General features: G+C 76.0%; 12 protein-coding genes and 1 pseudogene. 6 read left to right on the top strand and 7 right to left on the bottom strand.

The features are described 5' to 3' along the window. Positions 1-50 precede the first annotated feature (50 nt). Genes ACQP60_RS12995 through ACQP60_RS12985 form a run of 3 tightly spaced genes read left to right on the top strand, consistent with a single transcriptional unit; the run spans position 51 to position 5574 of the window. Positions 51-2402 (top strand): hypothetical protein, encoded by a 2352-nt coding sequence (locus ACQP60_RS12995; protein WP_429733170.1) that lies wholly within the window; start codon positions 51-53, stop codon positions 2400-2402. A gap of 11 nt (positions 2403-2413) precedes the next feature. Then, the gene (locus ACQP60_RS12990) at positions 2414-4705 is read left to right on the top strand and encodes an FAD-dependent oxidoreductase (protein ID WP_429733167.1); all 2292 of its coding nucleotides are present in this window, start codon (positions 2414-2416) and stop codon (positions 4703-4705) included. After that, complete coding sequence (locus tag ACQP60_RS12985; RefSeq protein WP_429733164.1) at positions 4702-5574, top strand: NAD-dependent epimerase/dehydratase family protein; 873 nt, start codon at positions 4702-4704, stop codon at positions 5572-5574. The genes ACQP60_RS12990 and ACQP60_RS12985 overlap by 4 nt, the downstream gene beginning before the upstream one ends. A gap of 18 nt (positions 5575-5592) precedes the next feature. Here ACQP60_RS12985 and ACQP60_RS12980 read toward each other — a convergent pair whose 3' ends face one another. Next, the gene (locus ACQP60_RS12980; RefSeq protein WP_429733161.1) at positions 5593-6516 is read right to left on the bottom strand and encodes an aminoglycoside phosphotransferase family protein; all 924 of its coding nucleotides are present in this window, start codon (positions 6514-6516) and stop codon (positions 5593-5595) included. A gap of 101 nt (positions 6517-6617) precedes the next feature. Next, positions 6618-8060, bottom strand: a complete 1443-nt coding sequence (locus ACQP60_RS12975) for a hypothetical protein (RefSeq protein ID WP_429733158.1) — start codon at positions 8058-8060, stop codon at positions 6618-6620. A 189-nt stretch (positions 8061-8249) separates the two neighbouring features. On the opposite strand from ACQP60_RS12975, the gene ACQP60_RS12970 reads away from it, so the two are divergent. Then, positions 8250-8678 carry a TIGR03618 family F420-dependent PPOX class oxidoreductase gene (locus tag ACQP60_RS12970; protein ID WP_429733155.1) on the top strand — a complete coding sequence of 143 codons (429 nt, stop codon included), beginning with the start codon at positions 8250-8252 and terminating at the stop codon, positions 8676-8678. Positions 8679-8705: 27 nt separating this feature from the next. Here the strand turns inward: ACQP60_RS12970 and mfd are convergent, their stop codons facing one another. The 4 genes from mfd to ACQP60_RS12950 form a co-directional block, all read right to left on the bottom strand. Beyond that, the gene (mfd, locus tag ACQP60_RS12965; protein ID WP_429733153.1) at positions 8706-12305 is read right to left on the bottom strand and encodes a transcription-repair coupling factor; all 3600 of its coding nucleotides are present in this window, start codon (positions 12303-12305) and stop codon (positions 8706-8708) included. A 333-nt stretch (positions 12306-12638) separates the two neighbouring features. Beyond that, positions 12639-13772, bottom strand: a complete 1134-nt coding sequence (locus ACQP60_RS12960; protein WP_429733150.1) for a DUF4190 domain-containing protein — start codon at positions 13770-13772, stop codon at positions 12639-12641. 179 nt (positions 13773-13951) lie between these two features. Beyond that, positions 13952-16882: an endo-1,4-beta-xylanase gene (locus ACQP60_RS12955; protein WP_429733615.1), complete on the bottom strand. Its 2931-nt coding sequence runs from the start codon at positions 16880-16882 to the stop codon at positions 13952-13954. Between the two features lie 186 nt (positions 16883-17068). Further along, on the bottom strand, positions 17069-17710 hold the full coding sequence (locus ACQP60_RS12950; protein WP_429733147.1) for a DUF4190 domain-containing protein: 642 nt from the start codon (positions 17708-17710) through the stop codon (positions 17069-17071). Positions 17711-17910: 200 nt separating this feature from the next. Here ACQP60_RS12950 and lhgO point away from each other — a divergent pair. Next, a pseudogene (gene lhgO / locus ACQP60_RS12945) lies at positions 17911-19128 on the top strand (L-2-hydroxyglutarate oxidase); the annotation flags it as partial. 22 nt (positions 19129-19150) lie between these two features. Next, a complete protein-coding gene (locus ACQP60_RS12940) occupies positions 19151-19792 on the top strand; it encodes a phosphatase PAP2 family protein (protein WP_429733144.1) in 642 nt (213 codons plus the stop codon). On the opposite strand, the gene ACQP60_RS12935 is transcribed toward ACQP60_RS12940, so the two are convergent. Beyond that, the gene (locus tag ACQP60_RS12935) at positions 19759-20934 is read right to left on the bottom strand and encodes a nucleotidyltransferase domain-containing protein (protein ID WP_429733141.1); all 1176 of its coding nucleotides are present in this window, start codon (positions 20932-20934) and stop codon (positions 19759-19761) included. The genes ACQP60_RS12940 and ACQP60_RS12935 overlap by 34 nt on opposite strands. Positions 20935-20938 lie beyond the last annotated feature (4 nt).

Raw genomic sequence — 20938 nt, 5'->3', positions numbered from 1 at the left:
CCCCGCTCGTCCCGTACGTGCCCCCCGTCACCGTCGACGAAGGACCCACCATGACCGCTCGCGAGCTCCCCGCCCCCGTGACCCGCCGGACGTTCGTCGCCGGCGCCCTCGCCACGACCGGCGCCGCCGTGGCGACCGTCGCCGCACCGCCCGGCACCGCGCACGCGTCCGCCCTCCCCTCCCTCAGCGCCCCCGGCATCCGCCTCGACGCGCTGGCCGACGGCACGATCGTCGTGCGCGACGACGCCGGCACCGAGCGGGTGCGCCTCACCCACTTCATGGTGAAGGACATGGTGGTGGGCCAGCAGCGCACGTACGGCGGCACGCCGAGCGCCGTCACGCTGCCCGACGGCCGGCCCGCGATCCAGGTCGAGTACCGGCTCACCGCGGCGGCCGACGGCATCACTGTGCGCGGCGTCTTCGACGTCTCGCCGCACCGCGCGCACCTGCGCTGGGACGCGACCAGCCCGCGCGGGCTGAGCCTCAACTCCCAGCTCGCGCGCGTGCCCGCCGGGTCGGCCGGCCCGTACACGACCACCGCGCTGGTGCGCTGGCAGCGCGACGCCGGCGGCGGCGTCCCGTTCGAGACCAACGACGGCATCGTGTACACCGAGCCCCTCGTCGGCACGGCGGCGCACTTCCGGTTCGGCACCACCAACCCTGCCTGGTCGAGCGCCACGTGGCTGCACGTCGAGGGCGTGCTCGGCGACGACGGCGTCCTGGTGCACGAGGGCGACCTCGTGCTCGGCGACCTGTCCCCCACCGCCGCGGGGACGGTCGCCACGGGGCGGCCGGTCGGCGTCGAGCTCGTCCACGACCGCGCCTTCGGCCTGTCCACGGACGCGTCCGCGCCGCTGGTGGTGCACGCGCACGCGGTGCAGGGCGCGCCGGCGGCAGGACCCGTGACCCTCGCGTGGGAGGCCCGCGACTTCGACGGCGCCGTCGTCGCGCGCGGCACCGGGACCCGCACGCTGGAGCCCGGTACCTCCTGGCAGGAGGCGGTCGAGGTGCCCGCGCCCGAGCACGGCATCGTGTTCGTCGAGGTCCGCGCCACGAGCGCCGGCGGCGAGGACTTCGCCCGCACCACGCTCACCGTGCTGCCGCGGCACGACTACGCGGGCACCGGCCGCATCGGCATCGCCAACTACCCCTGGCTGCTGGAGCCGTCGAAGCAGGACGTCGCGGAGCTGCTCACCCTGCTGGGCGTCGCGTCGGTGCGGATCGCCTACGAGGGCGCGCCCGGCATCCCGCCCGCCGAGCTGGAGGCGATGGGCATCATGCCGAACATCCAGCACGGCGACGTGGTCTTCGGCGCCACGCCGGAGGAGGCGCAGCAGTGGGCCGCCGACCTGGTCGACATCGTCGTCGGGGCGCGGGCCCGGTACTTCGAGGTCGACAACGAGCGCAACCAGCCCTGGATGTCGGGCCGCTACACGCTGGAGTACGTGCGCGACGGGCTGCGGCCCGCCGTCGAGCGGCTGCGCGAGGTGGGCGGCACCGCGAAGGTGATGAACTGCGGGCTCGGCGGCATGGACGTGAACTGGGTGGACGGCTTCCACGCGGCGGGCGGCTGGGACCTCATCGACGCGTTCGCGTTCCACCCCGGGCGCGGCAACTTCGTGCCCGACTACGCCCCCACCCCCGACGAGTGGGTCACGGGCGACACCGGCTCGTACTGGAACTTCCTCGGCGCGCTGCGGGAGGCCCGGCGCCGGGTGGACCTGTACGGCGGGGACAAGGAGCTGTGGCTCACGGAGGCGTACGCCTGCACGCGGCCGAACCGCTGGTGGAACGACACGATGCGGCAGGCGGCGGAGAACACGCTGCTCCAGCTCGCGCTCGCGATGTCGGAGGGGGTGGACGGCGTGAACTGGTACCAGCTCCACGACTCGATCATCCACCGGCCGCAGCAGGCGATGCCCGCGAACGCGGAGTACCACTTCGGCCTCATGAACCGGGACGCGAGCGCCAAGCCGTCGCTGCTGGCGTTCGCCACCGCGACGCGCCTGCTCGAGGGCGCGACGTTCGTCCGCTGGCTCGACCTGTCAGCGCAGGACCCGGACCTGCGTGGCCTGCTCTTCGACACCCCCGAGGGCCCGATGTCGGTGCTGTGGTCGCGCGCCGACGGGTACCTGCTCAACGCGGACCACGGCGCCGACGCCTACCACCCGCACCCCGAGGCGTGGGAGGACGGCTGGCCCACGAAGACCGACGTCTCCTTCCAGGGGTCCCGCGAGGTGGTGGAGGTCGACTGCATCGGCCGGCGTCGCACGATCACCGGGTCGGGCGGCACGGTCACGGTGCGGCTCGACGGCGCGCCCCGCGTGTACCTCGGGCTGTCGGCCCGGCCCGAGCAGAACGTCGCCGCGTGCCGTCGCGCCGGCGCCACCGACGAGAGCTAGATCGGAGCACGATGCGTGAGCAGGACCTGACGTACGACGTCGTCGTGGTGGGCGGCGGGCTGGCCGGCGTGTGCGCCGCGATCGCCGCCGCCCGCCTCGGCGCCCGCGTGGCGCTGGTGACGAACCGGACCGTGCTGGGCGGCAACTCGTCCAGCGAGATCCGGGTCTGGGTGGTGGGCGCCACCGCCCACGGCCGCAACCACTTCGCCCGCGAGACCGGGATCATGGGCGAGCTGTTCGTCGAGAACCAGTACCGCAACCCCGAGGGCAACCCCTACCTGTGGGACGCCGTCGTCCTCGACGCCGTCCGCGCCGAGCCCTCGCTCGACCTCTTCCTCGACGCGGACGTGCGCGAGGTGGAGGCCGAGGGGCCCGCGACCGCACGTCGGGTGGTGTCCGTGACGGCGTGGAGCCCGGGCAGCGAGACCCGGACGCGCTTCACGGGGGGTGTGTTCCTGGACTGCACCGGCGACGGCTTCGTCGGGCACCTGGCCGGGGCGGCGTCGCGGCTGGGCCGCGAGTCCCGCGCCGAGCTCGGCGAGCCGTGGGCGCCCGAGGAGGCGGACGCGATCACGCTCGGCTCGTCGCTGCTCTTCTACTCCAAGGACGCCGGCCGGCCCGTGCGGTACGTGGCGCCGGACTTCGCGAAGGACATCACGACCACGTCGATCCCGTCGCGCCGGGTGATCCGCGCCGAGGACTCCGGGTGCGCGTACTGGTGGATCGAGTTCGGCGGCGAGCTGGACGTGGTGCACGACAACGGCCGGATCCGCGACGAGCTGTGGTCGGTGGTGCACGGCATCTGGGACCACATCAAGAACTCCGGCGAGTACGACGCCGAGAACCTCACCCTGGAGTGGGTGGGCTCGGTGCCGGGGCGGCGCGAGTACCGCCGCTTCGTGGGCGAGCGGACGCTGACGCAGCTCGACGTCCTCGCCCAGCGGGAGTTCGACGACCGCATCGGCTACGGCGGGTGGTCGATCGACCTGCACCCGCCCGGCGGCATGTACGCCACCGAGGAGGGGGCGCGGCAGCGGTACGCGGACGGTGTCTACCACCTGCCGTTCGGCATGCTGCACTCCCGCGCGCTGCCGAACCTCCTGTTCGCCGGGCGGGACGCCTCCGCGTCGCACGTCGCCTTCGGCACGACGCGCGTCATGGCGACCTGCGCCGTGATGGGCGAGGCCGCCGGCACCGCCGCCGCGCTGTGCGTGCGGCAGGGCGTGGCGCCCCACGAGCTGGACGTGCCCGCGCTGCAGCGCACGCTGCTGCGCCAGGACGCGGCGATCGTCGGCCTGCGCAGCAGCGACCCCGACGACCTCGCCCTGCGGGCCGGGGCGACGGCGTCGGGCGCCCTGCGCGAGATCGACGTCTCCGACCCCGTCGAGCGGTGGCCGCTCGACGACGACGCCGGCCTGGTGCTGCCCGTCGACCCGTCGCTCGACGGGCTCGAGCTGTTGGTCGACGCCCGTGCCGCGACGCGGCTCGAGGTGGAGCTGTCCGACCCGGGCAAGGGGCAGAACTACGTGCCCGGGGAGGTGGTGGCGACCGCCGTCGTGGACGTGCCCGCCGGCGAGAAGCAGTGGGTGCGCCTCCCGCTCGCGTGGGAGCCCGGGACCCCCCGCAACGGGTTCCTGCGCGTGGCCGCCAACGCCGACGCCGCGCTGTACGTGGCCGAGGGCCGCCGCCCCGGGGTGCTCTCCCTCGTGCGCCGGGCCCTCCGCCCGCAGGACGAGCGGCCCCAGCCGGTCCGCGCGTGGAGCTCCAACGACGTCGGACGGCGCACCTACTGCGTGCGCGGCGTGCGCACCGAGGCGTACGCCGCGGACAAGGCCGTGGACGGGTGGCTGCGCCCGTTCGCCGGGCCCCGGACCTGGGTCTCGGCGCCGCTCGACGCCGCCGGACCCGCCTGGCTGGAGCTGCGCTGGCCGGAGCCGGTGACCCTCGGGACCGTCGACCTGGTCGGCGACGACGACGTCGAGGAGGACCTCATCAACCTGCACCGGCACGACAGCCCGCACCGCGTGCCGCCCGTGCTGCTGCGCGACCACGAGGTGCAGGCGCTCGTCGGCGGCACGTGGCGCACCGTGGCGTCGGGGCACGACAACCGGCGTCGCCGGCTGGTGCACCGGCTCGACGAGCCCGTCACGACCGACCGGCTGCGGGTGGTCGTCACCGCCACGCACGGCGCGCCGTCCGCCCACCTCGTCGCCGTGCGTGCCTACGCGCCGGGCGTCGAGGTGGCGGCGCCCGGTCTCGCGCGCGGTCGCGTGCGCGGTCCCGTCCGGGGTGGCGTCGCGTGAGCGCCGCGCGCCGGGTCCTGGTCACCGGGGCGGGTGGGCGGATCGGCACCGCCGTCGTCGCCGAGCTGGTCGCGAGGGGTATGTCCGTGACGGCGCTCGTGCTCGACGCCGACGACGCCCCCGCCGGGGCCGACCGCGTGCTGGCGGGCGACGCCGCCGACCCCGGCGTCGTCGCCCGCGCGCTGGACGGCGCCGACGGCGTCGTGCACCTCGCGGCGATCCCGTCGCCGCTGCACGACCCGCCCGAGGTCGTCTTCCGCACCAACACGCTCGCCACGTTCACCGTGCTGGAGCAGGCGGGACGGGCGGGCGTGCGCCGCGCGGTCGTGGCGGGCTCCCAGGCCCGCAGCGGGCTGCCCTTCGCGCCGCGGCCGGCGCACCCCGCGTACGTGCCCGCGGACCTCGGCTCCCCCACGCAGGCGGCCGACCCGTACGCCCTGTCCAAGGTGGTCGACGAGCAGACGGCCGCCGCCGCGGCCCGGCGGCACGGCGGCACGGTCGTCGTGCTGCGGTACCCGCTCGTGGGCGACGCGGACCGGCTCGCCGCGTTCGCCGCGGCGCGGGCGGTCGACCCGGCGCAGGGCGCGTCCGACCTGTGGGCCTACCTGGACGTCCGGGACGCCGCGGTGGCCGCGGCGCTCGCGCTCGACGTCGACGAGCCAGGCGCGCACGTCGTCGACGTCGCGGCGCCCGAGACCCTCGTCCCGTACGTCACCGGCGACCTCCTGGCGAGGTACCACCCGGACGCCGAGGTGCGCTCCGGCCTGCCCGGTCGTGCCGTGCCCGTGGACCTCGGGCCCGCCGAGCGGCTGCTCGGCTTCCGGGCCCGGCACCTGCTCGACCTCGGCCCCCTCCGCCCGCTCCCCTGACCGCGACGGGGCCCGCGGTCACGCCGTCGCGACGAGGCGGGCCAGGGCGTCGCGGGCGGGCGGGCCCCACGTGGGCTTGCCGCCCGGGCGGCCCTCGTCGCCCGCGTGCCCGATCAGCAGGCCGCCCAGGGCGGTGACCACGGCCCACCCGCGGGCGCGACGGCGCGTCGTGTCGTCGGCGGGCCGGCCGTCCGGGCCGCGGTAGGCGGCGTGGAAGGCTTCCTCCGTGCCGACGGGCAGCAGCCGCCAGGCGCCGGCCAGGTCGTAGGCGGGGTCGCCCGCGCACAGGTCTCCGAAGTCGATCACGCCGCTCAGGGCGCCGTCGGCGGTGACGACGTTGGCCGGGTGCAGGTCGGCGTGCAGCCACACCGCCGGCCCGTCCCACGCGGGGGCGTCGGCGGCGTCGTGCCAGACGGCGCGGAGGGCGTCGGCGTCGGTGACGAGCCCACGCTCGACCACCTCCGCGATCCCGTGCTCGACGCCGGCGGTGTGGTCGGCGAGCGGGCCGCCCCGGTCCCCGCGGCCGGCGGGCGCGCCGTCGGGGGCCGGGCGGTGCAGCGCGGAGAGGAACGCCGCGAGGACGTCGGCCGACTCCGGCCGCGTGACGGGTGCGCGGTCCGCGGGCTCGCCGGGCACCCACGTCGTGACGACCCACGGCCGCCCGAACAGCGCGCCCGGCTCCCCGAGCCGCTGCGGCACCGGCACCGGCAGCGGCAGCCGCGACGCGAGGCCGGGCAGCCACGCGTGCTCGTTGCGCAGCAGGGCGTCAGCGTCGCCCGTCGCCCACGGGAGCCGGACGGCGAGGTCGTCGCCGAGGCGCCAGAGCTGGTTGTCCCAGCCGTGCGCGCCCAGGCGCACGGGGAGGTGGGCGAGGTCCGGGTGCTGCTCCCGCAGCAGGTCACGGACGAGGTCGGCGGTGATCTCGACGTCGGTGGTGGTCACGTCGCGCCACGCTAGCGGCGTGCGCCGTCTCGTCGGCGTCGCGTCACGACCCCGCACCGGATCGTCACGACGTCGGCACGCACCGCCCGTCGAGCAGGGGTTCAGCGGGTGGGCCGGGCCGCGGCGGGCAGGTCGGGCGGGCCGGTGCTCCCGTCCGCGGCGTCGTCGTCGGGCCGGGGCGGGCGGGCCACGAGCTCGAGCACGGCGATGAGGACGCCGGCCACCAGCGCGGTGCCGATGACGAGGCCCGGCGTGGGGCTGCCGGCGAGCAGCAGCACCAGGGCGGCGACGGCGATGATCGCGACGCGGACCAGGGTGCGGTACCGGCCGAGCCACTCGCCGACCGGCCCGGTCGTCACCCCGCGGCCCTCGCCGTAGTCCCGCACCCACGCGAACCCGCGGCCGGCGCCCGCGCGCAGGGACCGCGCGGACGCGCTGCTCCCGCCGAGGTAGGCGACGAGCGCGACCACGAGGCCGAGCACGCCCACCGTCCGCAGCGTGACCCGCAGGAAGGACACGACCTGGTCGAACAGCACCTCGGCCGCGTCCAGCCGCAGCACCACGTCCTTGAGGGCGTCGAGGTAGATCCCCCTCCCGATCGCGAGGCCGACGGCGAGCAGCACCATCCCGGCCGCGAGCGCCAGCCCGGCCACGACCAGCGTGCGCGACTTGTGCCGCGCGACGAGCACGCCCGCGGCCAGCAGGCCGAGCGAGATCCACGGCAGCCACGTCCCCAGCGCCACGACCTGGGCGTACCGGTTCTGCACCTGCACCAGCTGCGACGTCTGCATGAGCGTGAACGTCGCGTTCACCTCCGGGATCCGCGCCGCGATCCCCAGGCCCCGGTCGACGAGCCGCTGCTTGAGCAGGTCGATCATGCCGGAGAGCTGGATGGTGAGCTGCCCGTCCTGCCCGATCTGCAGCAGCTCGCCGCCCTCGCCACGCATCGTCGCGACGAGCTGCTGGTGCGCCACCCGGTTGGCCTGCACCCAGGCGTCCTCGAACGCGTCGCTGCTCACCACGTTGTCCGCGGCCCGACGCACGAAGGACTCGACGCCGCTGGTCAGCGGCCCCTCGAGCTGCGTCAGCGCGTCCGTGGCGCGCGGCCCGACGCCCTGCTGCTCCAGCCCGTCGACCACCGTCCCGAGGATCGCCTGGACGTCGATCTGCTCCATCACGACGTCGGTGAGCCGGCCGGCGACGGCGCCCTGGATCGCGGGGTCGGCGGCGAGCGGACCGACGGTGTCGACGTACCGGTCCGTGTCGGTGAGGGTGCGCTCCGCCCAGGCCGCGACCACGGCGACGGGGGCGAGCAGGGCGCCGAGGACGACGAGCACGACGGCGGCAGCCGCCCTGCCGCGGTGGCGCGGCTCGCGGGGCGTGGGCGGTGCCGCGGCGACGACCGGCGCGCCGGCGCCGGCCGCCAGCCGCGCGCGCAGCTCCGCGTTCTCCCGCTCGAGCGCGGCCAGCCGCGCCGCGGCGTCGTCGGGCGCCCCCGCGCCGCCGTGCCCGCCGTGCCCGCCGTCGTCGATGGTGCCGCTCATCGGGTCTCCGTCCGCCGCCCTCGCCGCCCGCGACCGCGGGCCGGTGCGGACACCGCGGCCAGCCCCCGCGCCGCGCCGTCCGCTCCCCATGCTAGGAACGGAATCCCCTCGCCACCTGGCGAGACGGCAAATCCACCCCGAGTGCGACCGGAGCGATCAGTCCGGGCGCTCCCGCCGGTCGACCCCGTCATGACGACCGCACCCGGACCCGGCCCGCTGCCCGGCCCCGCCCACCTGCCCGAGACCGCCCGCCGCCTCGTCGCCGAGCCGCACGTGGCGCACCTGGCGACGCTGCTGCCCGACGGCTCGCCGCACAGCGTGCCGCTGTGGGTGGCGTGGGAGGGCGACCGCCTCGCGTTCCTCACCGGGCCCCGCTCGCAGAAGGCGCGCAACGTGGACCGCGACCCCCGCGTGGCCGTCTCCGTGACGCACACGGAACGGCCCTGGGAGATGGCTCTGCTGCGCGGCCGCGTGGAGCGCGTCCTGCTGGGCGACACCGGGTGGGCCGTCGTCGACCGGATCGCCCGCGCCTACACGGGCGCCGACTACCCGCGCGGCGAGGAGCGCATCGCCTACCTGGTGGCTGTCGAGCGCGCGACGGCGCAGTCGTTCGGCTGACCCGACCGTCCGTCGCGGCCCGCGCCGTCAGCGCGACGTCCCCACGCTCGCCGCGGCGGACACCTCGCCCAGCACCACGGCGTCGATGAGCTGGCGTGCCCACGTCAGCACCTCGGCGCCCCGCAGGGGGCGACCGCCGATGCGCGCCGTCGTCGGGAACGGCACGAGGAAGGCACGGATCGCCGGCTTGAGGATCGTGCCAGGGTAGAGCCGCTTGAGGCGCAGCTGCGCGGACTCGGCGAGGTCCACCGGCGCGAACCGCACGAACTTGCCCTGCGCGGTGACGTCCGTGAGGCCCGCGCGACGGGCGTGGTTGCGGAAGTCCGCGACGTCGAACAGCGCGGACGCGACGTCGGGGAGCTTGCCGTAGCGGTCCACCAGCTCGGCGCGCACCTCCGCGAGCTCGGTCGCGTCCTGCGCGGCGGCGATCTTCTTGTACGCCTCGAGGCGCAGCCGCTCGGTGGCGATGTACGACTCGGGCAGGTGCGCGTCCACGGGCAGCTCGATGGTGACCTCGGGCTGTTCCTCCTCGCGCTCGCCGCGGAACGCGGCCACGGCCTCGCCCACCATGCGCACGTACAGGTCGAAGCCGACGCCCGCGATGTGGCCGGACTGCTCGCCGCCGAGCAGGTTGCCGGCGCCGCGGATCTCCAGGTCCTTCATGGCGATCTGCATGCCGGCGCCGAGGTCGGTGTGCGCGGCCATCGTGGACAGCCGGTCGTGCGCGGTGTCGGTGAGGGGCCGCTCCGGCGGGTACAGGAAGTACGCGTACGCGCGCTCCCGACCGCGGCCCACGCGGCCGCGCAGCTGGTGCAGCTGGGACAGGCCGAGCACGTCCGCGCGCTCCAGGATCAGCGTGTTGGCGTTGGAGATGTCCAGGCCGGTCTCGATGATCGTGGTGCAGACCAGCACGTCCAGCTCCTTCTCCCAGAAGGCGCGGATCACCTGGTCGAGCTGGTGCTCGCTCATCTTGCCGTGGGCCACGCCGATGCGGGCCTCGGGCACGAGCTCCGCGAGACGCGTCGCCGTCTTCTGGATGGTCTCCACCTTGTTGTGCACGTAGAAGACCTGGCCCTCGCGCAGCAGCTCGCGCCGGATCGCGGCGGCGATCTGCTTCTCCTCGTACGCGCCCACGTAGGTGAGGACGGGGTGGCGCTCCTCGGGCGGGGTGGCGAGGGTCGACATCTCGCGGATTCCGGTCACCGCCATCTCGAGGGTGCGCGGGATCGGCGTCGCGGACATCGCCAGCACGTCCACGTTGGTGCGCAGCTGCTTCAGCGTCTCCTTGTGCTCCACGCCGAACCGCTGCTCCTCGTCGACGATCACGAGGCCGAGGTCCTTGAACCGCACCGACCCGGTGAGCAGCCGGTGGGTGCCGATGACGATGTCCACCGTCCCCTTCGCCAGACCCTCGACCGTCTCGGCCGACTCCTTCTCCGTCTGGAAGCGCGACAGCGCCCGCACCGTGACGGGGAACCCGGCGTACCGCTCGGAGAACGTGTCGAAGTGCTGCTGCACCAGCAGCGTCGTCGGCACCAGCACGGCCACCTGCTTGCCGTCCTGCACCGCCTTGAACGCGGCACGGATCGCGATCTCCGTCTTGCCGTAGCCGACGTCGCCGCACACGAGACGGTCCATCGGCACGGCCTTCTCCATGTCGGCCTTGACCTCGTCGATCGTCACGAGCTGGTCGGGCGTCTCGACGTACGCGAACGCGTCCTCCAGCTCGCGCTGCCACGGCGTGTCCGGGCCGAACGCGTGCCCCTGGGTGGCCATGCGCGCCGAGTAGAGGCGGATCAGCTCGCCCGCGATCTCCTTGACGTGCTTGCGGGCGCGCGCCTTGGTGTTCTTCCAGTCCGCGCCGCCCATCTTGGACAGCGACGGCGCCTCGCCGCCCGTGTACTTGGTGACCTGGTCGAGCTGGTCCATCGGCACGAACAGCCGGTCGCCCGGCTGGCCCCGCTTGGACGACGCGTACTCGATGACCAGGTACTCCCGCGTCGCCGCGTTCGCGCCCGCCCCGAGCGTGCGCTGCACCATCTCGACGAACCGGCCCACGCCGTGCTGCTCGTGCACCACGTAGTCGCCGCCGCGCAGCTGCAGCGGGTCGACGACGTTGCGCCGCCGGCTCGGCATCTTGCGCATGTCGCGCGTCGTGGAGCCCTGGCGGCCCGTGAGGTCGGACTCGCTGAAGACCGCGAGCTTCAGGTCCGGGGCGACGAAGCCCTTGCCGACCAGCGCCGGCGCGACGAGGACGACGCCGCCCTCGGGCTCCTCCCCCAGCTCGGCGACCATGCGCGCCGCCGTGTCCTGCGCGGCCAGCTGCTCGACCATGCGCTTGGCCGGGCCGTGCCCCTCCGTGGTGAGCAGCAGCCGCCAGCCCGCGCGCTGCAGCGTCTGGACGTCGTCCAGCGCGCGCTGCAGGTCGCCGCGGTAGGACTCGACGTCGCGCGCGCCGACGGTGAACGTCGTGACGCCGTCCACCTCGGCCTCGGGCTCGGTGCCCTCGTCGCCGCCCGCGTCGAGCGCGAACGACGAGAGCGTCCACCAGCCCAGCCCGCGGCGGGCGGCGACGTCGCGCACCTCCGCGAACGTCTCGAACGACGCCGCGGACAGGTCGATCGGCGCGGCCCCGCCGGCGACGGCGCCCGTCCAGGCGGCGGCGAGGAACTCCTCGGTGGTCGCGACGAGGTCGTGCGCGCGACGGCGGACCCGCTCGGGCTCGTCGATGACGAGCAGCGCGTCGTCGGGCACCAGCTCGAGCACCGGCACCATGCGGTCCACGAGCACGGGGGCGAGCGACTCCATGCCCTCGACGGCGACGCCCGCGGCGAGCTTGTCGAGCATCTCGATCGCGCCGGGCAGGCGCTCCACGAGGCCGGCGGCGCGCTCCCGGACCTTGTCGGTGAGCAGGATCTCGCGGCACGGCGGCGCCCACAGGCCCTGCTCGGCGATCTCGAGGGAGCGCTGGTCGGCGACGGCGAACCAGCGGATCTCCGTCACCTCGTCGCCCCAGAACTCGAGGCGCAGCGGGTGGTCCTCCGTCGGCGGGAAGACGTCGAGGATGCCGCCGCGGACGGCGAACTCGCCGCGGCGCTCCACCATGTCCACGCGCGTGTACGCGGCGGCGACGAGGCGGTCGGCCACGTCCGTGAGGTCCGCCGTGCCGCCGGTGTGCAGCTCGACCGGCTCGAGCTCGCCCAGGCCCTCGACCACCGGCTGCAGCAGCGCGCGGGCCGGCATGACGAGCAGCCGGATCGGGCCGGTGAGCCCCGGCTCGGGCGCCGGGTGCGCGAGGCGCCGGAACACCGCGAGCCGCTTGGCCACCGTGTCCGCGCGGGGCGACAGCCGCTCGTGCGGCAGCGTCTCCCACGCGGGCAGCACCGCGACGTCGTCGGCCCGGTCGTCGGGCAGGTACGCCCGGACGGACGCGGCGAGCTCGTCGGCCTCGCGCCCCGTGGCGGTGACGACGACGAGCGGCCGCCGCTCGGCCGCCGCCGCCAGCAGCGGCGCGCGCACGCCGACCGGCCCGACGACGTCCGCGAACCCGCGCGCCGGCACGTGCTCGAGCGCGGCGGCGGCGCCGGGGTCGGCGAGGAGTGCGGGGACGATGCCGGTGAGGTTCATGCGGGTCCTTCGGGCGAGGTCTACGGCGCGATCGCGACGTGCCCTGGGGTTGGCTCGGTGTGCGGGCACGACGACAGGCCCAGCTCTCCCCGGGACGCACGGGGTTCCGGGGGCGGGTGAGTCGCGCGACGAGCCGCCGAGGTGGCGCCGTCGTCCGGCGTCGTGACCGGGAACCGTGCGACCGGCGGGGTGCCGGGCGTGCCGCACCAGACTACGCCGACCCTCCGACGCCGCTCTCGACGCGCGCTCCCCCGGTGCCGAACAGGCGGTTGATGCCGTTGTCGCGGCTCTCGCGCGCGCTCGTCGGTGTCGACCGCCTGTCCGGCAGGACGGTCAGCTGCCCGGGAGGCGGCTGGTGAGGTCCTCGGGGAGCTGGTCGCGGATGCCGTCGGGCAGGCGGTCCAGCAGGTCCTCGCAGGAGACCGGGTCGCCCGCCTGGCACTGGCCGCCGAGCTCCTGGAGCTGGTCGGCGTCGCCGAGGGTGCCGGCGAGGTCCTGCAGGTCGCCGAAGGACAGGTCGCCGGTGAGGCCGCCGAGCAGCATGTCGGGGATGGACAGGTCGGTCTGCGTGAACTGCTCCGCCTCGTCCAGGGCCTGCTGGATGTCGTCGCCGTAGGTGTTCCAGAGGAACAGCCCGGCGATGACCACGATCGCCGTGAACACCACCTGGATGGACCCGAACGCGATGCCGGTCTTGGCCATGCCCCGCCCGCCCGAGCGGCGGCGGCGCGTCCGGTCCAGAGCGATCCCGCCCAGGATGATCGCGAGCACGCCGAGCAGCGGCACGACGAAGCCGAGGATGCCGGTGACCAGCGCCGCGACCGCGGTCGGCTCCGTGCCGCGCCGGGCGGGCTCCGGCTCCCTGCCGGGGCCCGACGCCGGCCCGCGCCCGGGTGCGGCGGCAGGGGCAGCGTCCCACGGCGCCGCGGCGGCGGGCCGCGACGTGGGCTGCGGTGTGGGCTGCGGGGCGGGCTGGGGCGCCGGCGCGGCGGGCACGGGCGCCGCCGCGCGAGCCACCGGCGCGTGCGGGGCGGGCGTCGCGGCCGGCGCCGACAGCGACCCGACCGGGCGGGAGGAGGTGCGCCGCGGCGGGGCGGCGTTCGGGAGCACCTGCGTCCCGTCCGCGTACCCGCCGGACGACGGCGCGGACGGCAGCACCTGCGTGCCCTCGCCGAGCCCGCCCGGCGCGGCCGGCAGCACCTGGGTGCCGTCGGCGTACCCGCCGGACGACTGCGCCCGCGGCAGGACGGCCGTGCCGTCGACGTACCCGCCGAACTCCTGCGCGGAGGGCAGCACCGTCGTCCCCTCGTCGTGGCCACCCGGCGCCTGCGTCGGCAGCACCTGGGTGCCGTCGGCGTACCCGCCGAGAGCCTGCGTGGGGGGCAGCCCGCCCGTGTCGTGCACGTGCGGCGGGATCACCTGGGTGTGCGGGGCGTCGGGGGCGTCGTACCCGCGCGGCTGGCTCATGGTCCTCCTGGTCGGCACGTCTGTCGGATCGTTCGTCGGACGGTCCGCGATGCTACCCACCCGCCACGGCCCGGCGGCCGTCCTGACCGGCGTCTTCGCCGGACCCCCACAGGACCGGCAGCCGGCGGCCCCACCTGCGAGGGCGGGGCCGCCGGCCGGGGCGCGATCCGTCGGTCCGGCTACCGCCGCGCGAGGGCGACCGGTGCCGAGACGGCCGTGACGTCGGCCAGCCCGCGGGCGTGCGCCGTCACCTCGACGCTCACCTCGTGCCCGACGTCGGTGCCGCGCACCCGGAACGACGCGGCGTCGCCGGGACGACGCACGGGCTCGCCGTCGCGCAGCCACCGGTACGTGTACCGCACGGGCCCGCCGTCGGGCGCGGTCCACTCGCCGGGGTCGGCGACGAGGAGCGCGCCGGGGCCCGTCCCCTTCCGGTCGTCGGGGACGACGACCGGCGCGACCACGTTGACGATCCCCTCGGGCTCCGGAGCGGCCACGAGCCTCCCGACGCCCCACCGGGCGGTGGACTGGTAGCCCGTGCCCGTGGGGTCGGCCCAGTCGCGCACGGCGGTGCGCGCGCCGGCGGTGCCGTCGTTGACCTGGAAGTCCAGGCCGTGGAAGGTGCCCGCGCCGCCGGTGCCGAGCAGGCCGACCGCCGCCTCGACGACGTACCCGCCGTCCACGGCCGCGGTCGCCGACGTCAGGCGGGCTGCCTGCGCGGCCTCGTCGCCGGTGCCGAACGACGTGACGTTCTCGGCGCTGATGCGGATCTGCGTGTCGACGTCGCGGTAGGCGCCGTTCTTGGCGTTGCCGGCGTCGAGGAAGATCTCGACCGAGTCCTGCACCCACGGGTCGGAGCCGCTGACGTCCACGGTCGGGTCGGCGACCTCCGCGAGCACGTACAGCGTGTCGCCGGACCAGAGGGTGCGCACGGTCGCCGTGGCACCGCCGTCGCCCTCGATCTGCCGGTCGGTGGTGACCGCGGAGGCGTCGGCCCACACGTCGTCCACCGCGCCGTCGACCTGCGGCGCCGTCGTCGCCTCGGCCACCTCGAGGTAGCTCAGCTCCTCCAGGAGGGTGAGCGTGCCGAGCGATCCGGGGGTGTTCCAGCCGGACGTCGTCGCGCCGTCCGCGACCTGGACGTCGAGCCCGACGACGTCGCCCTGCGCCGCGCCCGCCAGCGGCAGGTGTGCGACGACGACGTAGCCGTCGTCGGACGGTCGGACCACGGCCGCCGCGCCGTCCGGCCCGGTCACCGTGCCGTCCCGGCCCACCGTGGTGGTCGCGCCCTCGACGTCGAAGGTCACGGCGTCCGCGTCCTCGGCGTCGCCGTCGGTGACCCGCACCTGCGCCGTGAGGTGGTCGGCCGCCCAGCGGAGCTGGAAGTCGGCCACGGCCTCGCCGCCGCCGTCCGCCGTGATCGTGTGCCGCGGGAGCCGGTCCCACTCGGGCGACGACGCGGCGTCGTCGTCGAGCGGCACGTCGCCGGCGAAGACGCCCGCCGACTTCAGCCGCGCCGGGATGTCGCCGTCGACGGCGCCGTGGTAGGCGGGCTTGGCCTGCCGGTCGCCGTCGAACAGGAGCGGGCCGCCGTCGTCGCGCCACGACCGGTCGTCCGTGAGTCCCCACACCGTGACGCTGAACAGGTCGTCCGCCCGCTCGCGGAACCCGCGGAACGCGTCGCGGAACCAGTAGCCCTGCTCGACGAGGTTGGCCGCGGTCGCGGGGGTGCCGATGCCGACGTCGAGCTCGGTCACGGCCTGCGTGACGCCCAGGTCGGCGAACCGGTCGAGCGCGCCGGTCAGCGCGCCGACCGGCGTCGACAGCGACACGTGGAACTGGTGCCCCACGCCGTCGACCGGCACGCCGCGGGCCAGCAGCCGCTCGACGAGCGCGTAGTAGCGGTCCTGCTTGCCCGACTGCTCGGTGTTGTAGTCGTTGATGAAGAGCGTGACCGGCCGGTCGGTGCCCTCGGCCGCGTAGGTGTGGTTGAACGCCTCGTCCGCGTACTCGAACGCGAGGTCGATGAAGCCCTCGCCCAGGATCCGGTACCACTCGCTGCGCCGCAGGCCGTCGTCCGGGTCGCTCGTCGCGCCGTCGTTCACGACCTCGTTGACGACGTCGAACGCGACGAGCGGGTTCTCGCCGCCGCCGAACTCGCCGTACGTGTCCGCCATCCACCGCGCGACGGAGAAGATGTGCGTGCGCAGCCGCTCCCGCAGGACCTCCTGGTCCGCCGCGGACGTGGTCAGCGGGGTGCCGTCGTCCGCCTGGAAGAACCACTCCGGCGTCTGGCTGTGCCAGGCCAGGACGTGCCCGTACACCCGCAGGTCGTGCGCCACGGCGTAGTCCAGGAGCGTGCCGGCGTTGACGCTCGGCCGGAACTTGTGCTCGGCGTCGTACCAGGCCTCGACCTTCATGTCGTTCTCGGCCGTGATCTGGTCGAAGTGCCGCAGCAGCAGGTCGGAGGCGTCGCCCGTGGTCTCGCGCTGGTCGATCGCCACGCCGAGCGGGAAGTCCACGGTGTCCTTGACGCCCGTGAGGTCCTGCACCGGCGGGGTCGTGCGCTCGGCGCCCGTGACGACGAGGTCGTCCACGAGGAACGACGGGTGCACGCCGGCGACCGGCGCCGCCTCGACGTAGAGCTGCGCCGCGGTGAGGTCGGACGGCATCGTGTACGTGCCGCCGACGCGCACCCAGCCGTCCGCGGTCGCGTCGACCGCCTCGCCCACCCAGGTGTAGGCGTCCCCGACGGCCGACGTCTCCTGGACCGTGAAGTGCACCGCCGCGCTGCCCGACGTCCCCGCGGGGAGCTTGACCCAGGCCTCGACGTCGTAGTCGCCGCCGGCGGCGAACAGCCCGTCGACGGCGGTGGCCGGGCCGTTCCACTCGGCCGTCCGCCCGGTGACGGACAGCGCTCCCGCGCCCGTCCGCGCGTCGTCCGAGATCCCGAGCGTGACCGCGCCGCGCGGACCCCACGGCTCGTAGGCCGTGTCGAAATCGTTTTCCAGAACGGCGGAGTCGTCCGCCGCCGCCGTGCTCGCGCCCACGACGCCGGTCACCACCGCGCCGCTCGCCACCACCGCTGCGGCCGCCGCTCCCGCGACCACCCGTCTCAACCGCTGCCTCATCGTCGCTCCCTCGCGATCGGTGGGCCCTGGCGGCGGCTCGACCGACGCCCGGGGCCGGCGGCGCGTCCGCGCGCCACCGGGGACACCGTAGAGCCCGGGAGACATTAGGGGCAATGGTTGAACGAAGTGTCGGCGGCCTGGTCGTCCGCCCGTCTGCCGCCGCGCTTACCGCCCCAGGAGGAGCGCCGCCGACATGTCGAACGTCTCGAAATCGCTCGGGTCGAGCTGCGACACCAGCGCCACCGCGAAGACGAAGAACACGATCCACGCCACCACCCCGACCGCGCCCAGCACGATGCCCGCGATCGCCAGGCCCTTGCCCTGCTGGCCCGTCCGGTTGATGCGCGACAGCCCGATGATCCCCAGCACGATCGGCACCACCGCCAGGCCGAGGATGCCCGTGATCAGCGCCGCGATCGACCAGCCGTCCGTGCCCGCCGACGGCGCGTACGGCTGGGCGTAGGGCTGGGCGTAGGGCTGCTGCTGGGGGTACGGCTGCTGCGCAGGGTAGGGCTGCGGGTACGGCTCGGCCCCGGGCTGCTGCTGGTACGGCTGCTGCGGGTACCCCGGCGGCTGCTGCGGAGAGCCGGGCGGCTGCTGCGCACCGGGCTGGTACGGGTCCGGAGGCGCGGCGCCGGGCGCCGGAGTCGCGGGCGCCGGGGTCTCACCGGGAGGCGCGGGCTCCGTCGGCCCCCGATACGGGTCCGGCGGCGCGGGCGGTTCCGCACCGCCCGACGGCGTGCCCTCCCCCGGCGCGTCGCGCCGCGGTTCGTCCGGGCCCGGCTGCGTGCCGTCGTCGTGACTCATGGCCGTACCTCCTCGTCGGCGAGGCGCGACGACCGGGCCGGCCGCCCCCGCTCCTCCCACTATGCCGGAGGACGCCGGCCCAGGCGGGTTCACCCGAGCGTTCACCCCCGCACCCCGCCCCAGTGCGCCGCCCGGACTGACATCCTGGAGCCGGCGGGCCGGGCAGGGACCGGCCCGCCACCGGCAGGAGGAGGCAGGAGGCACCCATGCGCGTCATCGTCGTCGGGGGCGGCATCATCGGGCTCGCGACGGCCGCGCGGCTCGCCCGCCGCGGCGACGACGTCACCGTGCTGGAGAAGGAGCGCGAGCTGTCCTGCCACCAGACGGGCCGCAACTCCGGAGTCATCCACTCCGGCCTGTACTACGCGCCGGGCAGCCTCAAGGCCCGGCTCGGCACCGCGGGCGCCGCGTCCATGACGCGGTTCGCTTCCGAGCACGGCGTGCCCGTCGCCGTCACCGGCAAGCTCGTGGTCGCGACCGACGCCGGCGAGCGCGACCGGCTGCGCACGCTCGCCGAGCGCGGCACCGCCAACGGGGTGCCGGTTCGCGAGCTGGACCCCGTCGAGGCGCGCGAGCACGAGCCCGAGATCGCGTGCGTCGGCGCCCTGCGGGTCGAGACCACGGGCGTGGTCGACTACCGCGCCGTGTGCGCCGTGCTCGCGCGCCAGGTGCGCGAGGCGGGCGGGGTGGTGCTGCTGGGCCGCGCGCTGCGCGGCGCCCGCACCGTCGGCACCCAGGTGCGGGCCGACGTCGAGGAGGTCGGCGAGCACGCCGGGTACGAGCTCGTCGCCGACGCCCTCGTCGTGTGCGGCGGCCTGCACGCCGACCGGCTGGCGCTGGCGTGCGGCGTCGACCCCGGGGCGCGCATCGTGCCGTTCCGCGGCGAGTACTTCGACCTCGCGCCGCGCGCCGCCGACCGCGTGCGCGGCCTCGTCTACCCGGTGCCGGACCCCCGGTTCCCGTTCCTGGGCGTGCACCTCACGCGGGGCGTGCACGGCGACGTGCACGCCGGGCCCAACGCCGTCCTCGCCCTCGCCCGCGAGGGCTACCGCCGCCGCGACGTCGCGTGGCGCGACGTCGCCGACGCCGCGTCGTGGCCCGGCCTGTGGCGCCTCGCCGGGCGCAACCTCGTGCCCGGCGCGGCCGAGGTGGCGCGGTCCGTGTCACGCACGCTGTTCGCCGCGTCCGTCGCACGCCTGCTGCCCGGCACCACGGCCGACGACCTGCACCCCGCCCCTGCCGGCGTGCGCGCGCAGGCGCTGCACCGCGACGGGCGGCTCGTGGACGACTTCCTCGTGCGCACCGCACCCCGGCAGGTGCACGTCATCAACGCGCCGTCCCCCGCCGCCACCGCGTCGCTGGAGATCGCGCGGCACGTCGAGGCCGAGCTGGACCGGACCATGGCGGCCATCGGGTGACGCGCCCAGGACGGCGGACCGGGTGACCGACCGGCGACACCGCGGCCCGGTCGCGCTCGCCGTGTCCGCCACGTCGGCCGGCCTGTTCGCCGCCCTCTTCGCGCTGGCGGTGCTGACCGGGCCGGGGCAACGCGCGGACGTCGCAGGTCTCGCGCTCCTGACCGGCCCCGAGCCGGTCCTCGCCGGCGTCGCGCGCCTGGTGCGCGCGCTCCTGCCGGTCGTCGCGGCGGGCGCCCTCGTCGCGGTCCTCGTCGTGGCGGTGCGGCGCCGAGCGGGCGCGCGCACCCTCGTCGCGGCCGGGCTCCCGCTCGTGGTCCTCGGCCTCGCGACCGTCCTGCGGGACGTCGTCCTGCCGCGGCCCTTCCTGGGTGCCCACGGCTACCTCCACAACACGTTCCCGAGCGCCCACACGGCGACGCTCGTGGCGACGTGCGTCGCCGTGGTCCTCCTGCTCGGTCGCCGCCCGAGCCGGTGGGTGGCGGCGCTGGTCGGGACCTCCGTGCTCCTGGCTGCCTGGGCCAACGTCGCGACCCAGGCCCACCGGCCCAGCGACGTCGTGGGAGCCCTGCTGCTGGTGGGGGTCGTCGCGCCGTGGGCGGTGCTGGCGAGCCGACCGGGCTCGCGTGACGGTCAGCCGATCCCCGAGTCGACGAACCGGAGATAGTCCTCCCGGGCTCGCGCGTCCGGGACGTCGAGGCGCAGCGCCTTCTCCCCGGCGTCGGGCAGCCCTCGCCGGAGTGCGCGCTCGATCCGGCGCTGCGCCACGGCATGCCCCACCAGAGCCGTCGTCGTCCCCCCTGCGCGCGGCCGGGCGGCGGCGTAGAGCCGGCCGCCGCGGTGCGGGTCGCCGGGCAGGTCGGGGACGCCGCGGCGGCGGTCGAGCGCGGCGGCGACGGTCCGCAGCGCGCTCGGTGCCCGCAGCCCCGTCCCGCCGAGCGACTCACCGCCCTGGCCACCGAGCGCCCGCGCGGCACGGTCGAGCACGAGCGCCACCGGCGCATCGATCCGCATGGCTCGGGCACGCGGGCCGACCTCCTGCCGCGCGCCGTCGCACGCCGCGACGGCGCCGGCGACGTCGACGAGCCACAGGAGCCGCCCCGCTCCCGCCTGAGCCGCGTGGAACGCCAGCACCAGGACCGAGTCGACGGGGTCGAACGTCGGGACGTCCCGTCGGCCGCCCAGCGCCACCGTGCGGCGCCGGGCGATCATCGCCTCGGGGTCGGTGCGGAAGCTGCGCCGCAGCCCGTGCGGCACGGCGAAGTCCCAGTGCAGGTCGAGGTGCACGCCGAGGGGCCCGCGCATCGCGTACTCCGCGCGCCGCTCGCGCGCCATGAGGGGCCAGTTGCGGTCGACACCCGTGCAGCCTGCCGCGTCCAGCGCCTCGACCGCCGCCCGGAACCCTGCCCGCGGCACGTACAGGTCGAGGTCGTAGTACTCCCGCATGTCTGGCGAGGGCCAGAGCGCGGCCGCCGCCGGCCCCTTGGCCACCACCCACGGCACCCCGGCGCGGTCGAGCGCAGCGCCCAGGACCGCGAGCTCGGCGAGCGCGCCCAGGTGGCGCACCACCTGCTCGTCGCGAGCGCGCCGCAGCGGCGCACGCCACGGTTCGGGGCAGTCCGGGCGGCCCGCGACGTGCTTCGCCACCGCGGGCAGGACCCGGTGGTCCTGGGCGGCGTCGGCCAGGAGCTCGAGCCGTATGCCGTCGAGCGGGACGGGCGTCGAGCCCGGCGACGGACGGTCGGAGGGCGCGACGGAGTCGAGCAGTATCTGCGCCAGCGGGCGGCGCACCGTCGGTCGTGCCCCCATCCCG

It is taken from the genome of Isoptericola variabilis, assembly GCF_050311655.1.
Lineage (GTDB): Bacteria > Actinomycetota > Actinomycetes > Actinomycetales > Cellulomonadaceae > Isoptericola > Isoptericola variabilis.
The sequence above is the reverse complement of the archived record's forward strand: the minus strand, read 5'-3'. Positions and strand labels throughout refer to the sequence as shown.

Excerpts from the sequence above, each read along its gene's own strand:
- ACQP60_RS12960 (WP_429733150.1), bottom strand. The coding sequence starts at position 13,772 with ATGAGCCAGCCGCGCGGGTACGACGCCCCCGACGCCCCGCACACCCAG.
- ACQP60_RS12950 (WP_429733147.1), bottom strand. The coding sequence starts at position 17,710 with ATGAGTCACGACGACGGCACGCAGCCGGGCCCGGACGAACCGCGGCGC.
- mfd (WP_429733153.1), bottom strand. The coding sequence starts at position 12,305 with ATGAACCTCACCGGCATCGTCCCCGCACTCCTCGCCGACCCCGGCGCC.
- ACQP60_RS12975 (WP_429733158.1), bottom strand. The coding sequence starts at position 8,060 with ATGAGCGGCACCATCGACGACGGCGGGCACGGCGGGCACGGCGGCGCG.
- ACQP60_RS12995 (WP_429733170.1), top strand. The coding sequence starts at position 51 with ATGACCGCTCGCGAGCTCCCCGCCCCCGTGACCCGCCGGACGTTCGTC.
- ACQP60_RS12970 (WP_429733155.1), top strand. The coding sequence starts at position 8,250 with ATGACGACCGCACCCGGACCCGGCCCGCTGCCCGGCCCCGCCCACCTG.
- ACQP60_RS12935 (WP_429733141.1), bottom strand. The coding sequence starts at position 20,934 with ATGGGGGCACGACCGACGGTGCGCCGCCCGCTGGCGCAGATACTGCTC.
- ACQP60_RS12990 (WP_429733167.1), top strand. The coding sequence starts at position 2,414 with ATGCGTGAGCAGGACCTGACGTACGACGTCGTCGTGGTGGGCGGCGGG.